The organism is Stenotrophomonas sp. JAG2, from assembly GCF_041080745.1.
Classification (GTDB): Bacteria; Pseudomonadota; Gammaproteobacteria; order Xanthomonadales; family Xanthomonadaceae; genus Stenotrophomonas; species Stenotrophomonas maltophilia_AA.
This window is the reverse complement of record NZ_JBEUMH010000007.1, coordinates 297,816-304,253: the sequence shown is the minus strand read 5'-3', so window position 1 is coordinate 304,253 and position 6,438 is coordinate 297,816. Positions and strand designations below refer to the sequence as shown.

The 6,438-nt window shown below is 69.4% G+C and carries 6 protein-coding genes; 3 read left to right on the top strand and 3 right to left on the bottom strand.

The features are described from left to right. The first annotated feature begins 102 nt into the window (after positions 1-102). The gene (locus tag AB9O74_RS11755; protein ID WP_369349413.1) at positions 103-1,311 is read left to right on the top strand and encodes an MFS transporter; all 1,209 of its coding nucleotides are present in this window, start codon (positions 103-105) and stop codon (positions 1,309-1,311) included. Then, entirely contained in the window at positions 1,311-2,540 is a 1,230-nt protein-coding gene (locus tag AB9O74_RS11750; protein ID WP_369349412.1) for an MFS transporter, read from the top strand. The genes AB9O74_RS11755 and AB9O74_RS11750 overlap by 1 nt, the downstream gene beginning before the upstream one ends. Here the strand turns inward: AB9O74_RS11750 and AB9O74_RS11745 are convergent. From AB9O74_RS11745 to AB9O74_RS11735, 3 genes are all read right to left on the bottom strand, one after another. Beyond that, positions 2,473-2,994 carry a nuclear transport factor 2 family protein gene (locus AB9O74_RS11745; protein ID WP_369349411.1) on the bottom strand — a complete coding sequence of 174 codons (522 nt, stop codon included), beginning with the start codon at positions 2,992-2,994 and terminating at the stop codon, positions 2,473-2,475. The genes AB9O74_RS11750 and AB9O74_RS11745 overlap by 68 nt on opposite strands. A 124-nt stretch (positions 2,995-3,118) precedes the next feature. After that, a complete protein-coding gene (locus AB9O74_RS11740; RefSeq protein ID WP_176988021.1) occupies positions 3,119-3,322 on the bottom strand; it encodes a hypothetical protein in 204 nt (67 codons plus the stop codon). Next, on the bottom strand, positions 3,319-3,462 hold the full coding sequence (locus tag AB9O74_RS11735) for a hypothetical protein (RefSeq protein WP_176988022.1): 144 nt from the start codon (positions 3,460-3,462) through the stop codon (positions 3,319-3,321). The genes AB9O74_RS11740 and AB9O74_RS11735 overlap by 4 nt, the downstream gene beginning before the upstream one ends. 356 nt (positions 3,463-3,818) lie before the next feature. On the opposite strand from AB9O74_RS11735, the gene AB9O74_RS11730 reads away from it, so the two are divergent. After that, on the top strand, positions 3,819-6,380 hold the full coding sequence (locus tag AB9O74_RS11730) for a methyl-accepting chemotaxis protein (RefSeq protein ID WP_369349410.1): 2,562 nt from the start codon (positions 3,819-3,821) through the stop codon (positions 6,378-6,380). Positions 6,381-6,438: the final 58 nt, after the last annotated feature.

The window sequence follows — 6,438 nt, the reverse complement described above, 5'->3', positions numbered from 1 at the left end:
CCCCCCCCCCCCCGGACGCTTGTTTACATCCGGAGCGTATGTATATAGGATTTTAAACATACGATGTGTATGTAAATTGGAAGAAACCGGGTGAACCAACCCATGACCCACCCTTATCGCGCGCTGTTCTCGGCCCCGGGCAGCACGGGCTTCGCCTTGGCGGGCCTGCTGGCGCGGCTGCCTTTGCCGATGACCGGCATCGGCATCATCACGCTGCTCGCCCAGGTGCGCGGCAGCTATGCGCTGGCCGGCGCGGTGGCGGCCACGTTCGTGCTGACCTACGCGGTGCTGTCACCGCAGGTCTCCCGCCTGGTGGACCGGCACGGGCAGCGCCGGGTGTTGCCGGTGGCTACCGGCGTCAGCGTGTTCGGCCTGCTGCTCCTGCTTGGCGCATCGTGGTGGGCGGCGCCGGCCGCACTGCTGTTCTTCGGCGCAGTGCTGGCCGGCGCCATGCCCAGCATGTCGGCGATGGTGCGGGCGCGCTGGACCGCGATCTACCGCGGGCAACCGCAGCTGCAGACGGCGTACGCGCTGGAAACCGTGTTCGATGAAGTCACCTTCATCGCCGGGCCGCCGCTGTCGGTCGGCCTGGCGGTCGCCGTGCTGCCGCAGGCGGGTGTGCTTGCCGCGGCCCTGCTGCTGCCGATCGGTGCGTTTGCGCTGATCGCGCAGCGCAGGACCGAGCCCCCCGTCGAAGCAGCACGACGGAATGCCGCGCCTGCGGCGCCCGTCATCCGTCTGCCCGGCGTGCGGTGGCTGGCCGTGCTGATGGTCGCCATGGGCGTGATCGTCGGCACCGTCGATATCGTCAGCGTCGCCTTCGCCGCACACCTGGGGCAGCCCGCTGCCGCCAGCATCGTGCTGTGCGCGTATGCCGCCGGCTCCTGCCTGGCCGGCGTGCTGTTCGGTGCGCTCACCCTGCGGACCCCCCTGCGCCGCCTGCTGCTGCTGGCCGGGATCGCGACTGCGGTGACCACGTTGCCTCTGCTGCTGGTGGGAAGCATCGGCGCGCTGGCCGTGACGGTCTTCGTGGCGGGCGTGTTCTTCGCCCCGACCATGATCGTGGCGATGTCGTTGACCGAGCAGCAGGTGCCGCCGCGCCAGCTCACCGAGGGCATGACCTGGCTGCTGGCGGCGCTGAACGTGGGCGTGGCGCTGGGCGCCGCGATCTCCGGCTACGGGGTGGATGCACACGGGCCGCGTGCTGGGTACCTGGTGGCGCTGTGTGCAGGAGGCGCGGTGCTGCTGGCGGCGGCGATCGCGCACGGCGTGTTGCGTCCGCGCGATTCACGCACCCTGGAGATCTGCTGATGCAGGCGCACGCGCCATCGACACCCCGCCACCCGTGGTGGGCGGTCACCGCGGTGAGCCTGGCGACCTTCTCGGTCGTCACCACGGAGATGCTGCCGGTCGGCCTGCTGACCCCGATCGCCGAGGCGCTGGACACGAGCACCGGCACCGCGGGCCTGATGATCTCGCTGCCCGCCCTGCTGGCCGCGCTGTTCGCACCGCTGGTGGTGATCAGCGCGGGCGGACTGGATCGGCGCTCGCTGCTGTGCGCGCTGCTGGGCCTGCTGGTGATCGCGAACCTGGGCGCGGCCTTCGCACCCACGTTGGGCTGGATGCTGGCGGCCCGCGTGCTGGTCGGGCTGTGCATGGGAGGCATCTGGGCGATTGCCGGCGGCCTGGCGGTGCGGCTGGTGGCAACCCGATCGGTCGGCCTGGCCACATCGCTCATCTTTGGCGGCGTGGCGGCTGCTTCCGTGCTGGGCGTTCCACTCGGCGCGCTGATCGGGGAGCTGTTGGGATGGCGTTGGGCGTTCGGCAGCATGGCGCTGTTGGGTGCCGCCGTGCTCGCCCTGCATCTGGCCGTCATGCCCGGGCTGCCGCCGTCCGGCACGACGACCCTGCGCCAGTTCGGTCATCAACTGGGCAACCGCGCGCTGCAGCGTGGGTTGATGCTGACCTTCCTGCTGGTCGTGGGACACTTCATCGCCTTTACCTTCGTTCGGCCGCTGCTGCTGTCCGTCCCGGGGTTCGACGCGCGCTGGGTCGGGCCGTTGTTGTTCGGCTACGGCGCCGCAGGCATGGCCGGCAATTTCCTGGCCGGTATCGTGGCGGCACGACGTACCCGACTGACGGTGTCGTTGATCGCAGCGGGTCTGGTGCTGGCGCCGTTGCTGTTCCTGTCCATCGGCGATTCGCGCCTGGGCGGTGCCATGGCGCTGCTGGCGTGGGGGTTGGCCTACGGCGGGGTGTCGGTGGGCTTGATGACGTGGATGATGAAGGCGGCGCCGGGGGCGGTCGAAGTCGCCTCCGCACTGTATGTCGGTGCCTTCAATGTCGGGATCGCATCCGGCGCGTGGCTGGGCGGTCAGGCGCTGGATCGGCTCGGCCTGACCGCCAATCTCTGGCTCACCGGCGGCTTCGCGGTTGCGGCAGTGGCGGTATGCATTGCTGGCCGCTCAGGCACTACCTTGTTCCCGTCGTCTCCAGCGCCGCCTTCTCAGCCTCGGTCAACGCGCGATGGCCGTAGCTGAGCACCCGGGTGAGCTGCCATTGCCCGTCCTTGTGCTGCCAGACCATCACGAACTTCGCGCTGCCTTCGCAGTTGCCGGTCGCGACCTCGCAGAAGCGGTGCTCGCCTTCCTCGATCGCGCCGAAATCCTTGATCGGGTACACCTTGAGCGTCCCCGGAACCCGTTCGCGGCGGACCTTGTGGCAAATGTAGTTCCGGGTGTTGGATACCACCGTGTCGCGATCGAAGGTGGCCCCGCCACTGTCGTGATAGAACTCGACGGTCGGCGAAAAGTAGCCGGCGAAGGTATCCAGGTCGCAGCGGTTGTAAGCGTCGAAGACCTGATCATCCAGCGCGGTGACGGTGCGCGTGAGGGCGGCTGCGTCCACGGCTTCCTCGCCAGCGTGCGCTGACAGGGGTGCGAGCATGCCGGCAGCCACGAGCACGACGGCGAACGCAGCGGGGGAGTGCCTCATCGGGGTGCCTGCTTCCATCGGGCCAGAGTGGGCACCACTTTTCGCACGGGGCGGGGGGCCCTTCAAGTGTCATTCGGAAGGATGACGTACGGGGCACGGCAGAGTGCACATGGGCCCCGGCCCGTTACAGGGTGCTGGAGTCCACCCGCTGGCGGCCGGCCTGGGTCAGGTCGATGTCGCCATCTTCCGCCTGGGCCGCATAGCCGGCCTTGACGGCCCAGTTGGCCGCTTCATCGCTGACCGGACGCGTGGCGTTGATGTCGCGCAGGATCTGCCGCTGCTCTTCTGTCAGGTGGGTTGCCGCGTTCGTACCGGTGCCGCCGCTCATGGCGCGCGGGCCTCGACGCTGACCCCGCCTTGGGCCAATCGGGCGCGCTTTGCCCGCCGATGGTTCACCCACCACACCAGCCCCGGCAGGCCGTACAGCAGTGCACCGGCGAGCAGAAAGATCTTGAAGGCGGCATTCATGGCGGTCTCTCTCCGTGCGGTATGGCGTCAAGCGTCGTGATCAACCTGATGTGCGGTAGAGGGCTCACCCGGTCCTGCAGCGGCCCCGGCCGCGATCCCAGTGCTAGTTCAACGCAATCGCCGTGAAGGTGCTGTCCCTTCCTGCACTGTCGCACGTTCATGTGCCCCGGACCGCCGCGCGCCCCGCCAAGGTGGCCAGCCGTCGTACGGCGCTCGTCGCCGGATCGTCATCACTTCGTCGTCTGGCTCCCCTACAACGGGAGCCTCCGGCGAGGCCAGGGGCGCGCGCTGAGATCGGCGCTAAAGTTCACCGCGAACCCGCCGATACAGATGCGTCCTTCCGCCTGGAGTACGTGATGTCGGCCGTCCCCCGCCGCCTGTCGTTGTTCGTCACCCGCCTGGGTGACCGCTATCGAGTCCGCTTGTCCCCCCTGCGCCGGCTTGGCGCGCTCGGCCGTCTCAGCGTCGCACGGAAACTGACGGCCAGTCTGCTGATCTGCTGCCTGGGCCTGTTCGCGGTAGCGATGGCGTACGGCTGGACGCGCCATGATACCGAGCGTGCGGCCGAGGCGTTCGCCGCGCACCAGCAGGAGGCGGCGCTGGCCGCGACGCTGGCCACCGAGATCGCCGATGCACGGCGGCTGCAGACCCGCTATGCCGCCACCTTCGATGACGCCGACCGCGAGGCGTTGCAGGCGGCGCAGCAGCGCCTGCAGGCGACCCTGACCCAGCTGCAGCGCGATCCCCACGACGCCGGCAGCGCCGATGCGCTGCGCGAGGTGTCCGCCCGCGCCGGTGACTTCGCGGAAGGCATCGCGGCCCTCAACACCCGTGTGGACGAAATGGGGCGCGGCGACGCCGGCCTGCGCGCGCAACTTGAGGCAGCGGCTGCATCGCTGGAAGCTACCGTGGAGGCAAGCGCGCGTCCCGTGCTGATCGCACAGCTGCAGAAGATGCGCCGCGAGGAGAGCCTGCTGCTGCTCACTGGGGATTCGGCGCATACCGATCGCGCCAGCGAGCAGAAGCTGCCGTTCGATCTGTCCTTGGCCGACGCGCGCCTGGGCGTAGAAGCGCAGGAGGCGTTGCGGACGCAGATGGATGCCTACCAGGGCGCGCTGCTGGCCTACACCGCCGCCCGTATCGGGCTGGATGTGGAGGCGCAGTCACTGGCCGAGACCGCCGCCCAGATCGGCCCCGGTCTCCAGGCGCTGCAGCAGGCACAGACGCAGGCCCTGGCGGCGGCGCGCGAGCGGCAGGCCGCGCGTGCCAGCACCATGGGCATCGTGTTCGCGCTGACCCTGCTGCTGGTGGCGGTGGTGTTGATCGCAACGCTGCTGCTGGTGCTGCGCGCGGTTCGTCGGCCGATCGCCGATACGCTGCGCTTCGCCGAGGACATCGCCGAGGATCGTCTCGACACCGTGCTGACCATCCACAATCCGCACGACGAGATCGGCCAGCTCGCTACGCGCCTGCGCCACATGCAGCAGCGCCTGCGCGAGCGGATCGAGGCCGAGCGCGCCGTGGCGCGCGACAACACCCGCGCCCGCCAGGCGCTGGACAGTGCGCAGACCGGGGTGATGGTGCTCGATGGCGAAGGGCGGATCGGCTTCCTCAACCAGGCGTTGCTCACCGAACTGCAACGGGTGCAGGAGGACTGGAGCGGCCAACCCGCTGCCGCCCTGCATCCGGTTTTCGCCACCTTGCTACCCACGCTGCAGCGCGGCCAGCGTGCCAGCCGGGAGATCGAGCACGCGGGGATCCGCTACCAGTTGGTGATCACCCCGATCGTGGAGCACGACCACCTGCTCGGTGCTGCCGTGGAGTGGCGCAGCCGCGCGCTGGAAACCACGGTGGAGAATGAAGTGGCCGCGCTGGTCGATGCGGCCGCCCGCGGCGATCTGCATGGGCGGATCGCAGTGGAGGGCAAACAGGGTTTCGTGAAGACCCTGGCGCTGAGCATCAACCACCTGCTCGATACCTTCCAGAGCAACCTGTCCGGCGTGCAGGGCCTGCTCTCGGCGCTGGCGCAGGGGGATCTGCGCGTGCGCATGCAGGGCGACTTCCACGGCGTGTTCGCGCGGTTGCGCGACGATGCCAATGCGACGGTCAGCCAGCTCACGGACATCGTCGCGCGCATCCAGCAGGCCTCGCTGGCGATCAACGCCGCTTCCGGTGAGATCGTCGCGGGCAACCATGATCTGTCCGACCGCACCGAGCGCCAGGCGGCACACCTGGAAGAGACCGCCTCCTCGATGGAAGAACTCTCCGCCACCGTGCGGCAGAACGCGGACTCGGCGCAGCAGGCGAACCTGCTGGCGATCCGCGCCGCCGAGGTCGCAGCCCGCGGCGGTGAATCGGTCGCGCAGGTGGTGACCACCATGGCCGAGATCGCGCTGTCCTCGCGCCGGATCGGAGAGATCACCGGGGTTATTGACGGGATCGCGTTCCAGACCAACATCCTGGCCCTGAACGCCGCCGTGGAAGCGGCACGCGCGGGCGAGCAGGGGCGCAGCTTCGCGGTGGTCGCCAGCGAAGTGCGCCTGCTCGCACAGCGCAGCGCCGATGCCGCGCGCCAGATCAAGCAGCTGATCGAGGCGTCGGTCGAGAAGGTCGACGCCGGCACCCGGCAGGTCGACAGCGCGGGCGCGACCATGGGCGAGATCGTCGGCAGCGTGCAGCGGGTCACCGCGATCATGGCCAGTATTTCAGCGGCCTCGCAGCAGCAGACGGTGGGCATCGAGCAGGTGAGCCGGACCCTGCTGCAGATGGACGGCAGCACCCAGCAGAATGCCGCGCTGGTCGAAGAGGCCTCCGCCTCGGCCCGCGCGCTGGAACGGCAGGCGACCGTGCTGGGCGACGCCGTCGATGCGTTCATGGTGAGCCCGGCGCCAGGGGAGCGCATGTCGGCGGTAGCCTGACCGTCGCGTCGACGCGGTGCTCACCGGTCTTCACCGTCGGTGAGCCAGTGCTGTGGTT

Bases quoted from the DNA above. Each gene is read 5' to 3' on its own strand.
- AB9O74_RS11755 (WP_369349413.1), top strand. From the start codon at position 103: ATGACCCACCCTTATCGCGCGCTGTTCTCGGCCCCGGGCAGCACGGGC.
- AB9O74_RS11750 (WP_369349412.1), top strand. From the start codon at position 1,311: ATGCAGGCGCACGCGCCATCGACACCCCGCCACCCGTGGTGGGCGGTC.
- AB9O74_RS11745 (WP_369349411.1), bottom strand. From the start codon at position 2,994: ATGAGGCACTCCCCCGCTGCGTTCGCCGTCGTGCTCGTGGCTGCCGGC.
- AB9O74_RS11740 (WP_176988021.1), bottom strand. From the start codon at position 3,322: ATGAGCGGCGGCACCGGTACGAACGCGGCAACCCACCTGACAGAAGAG.
- AB9O74_RS11735 (WP_176988022.1), bottom strand. From the start codon at position 3,462: ATGAATGCCGCCTTCAAGATCTTTCTGCTCGCCGGTGCACTGCTGTAC.
- AB9O74_RS11730 (WP_369349410.1), top strand. From the start codon at position 3,819: ATGTCGGCCGTCCCCCGCCGCCTGTCGTTGTTCGTCACCCGCCTGGGT.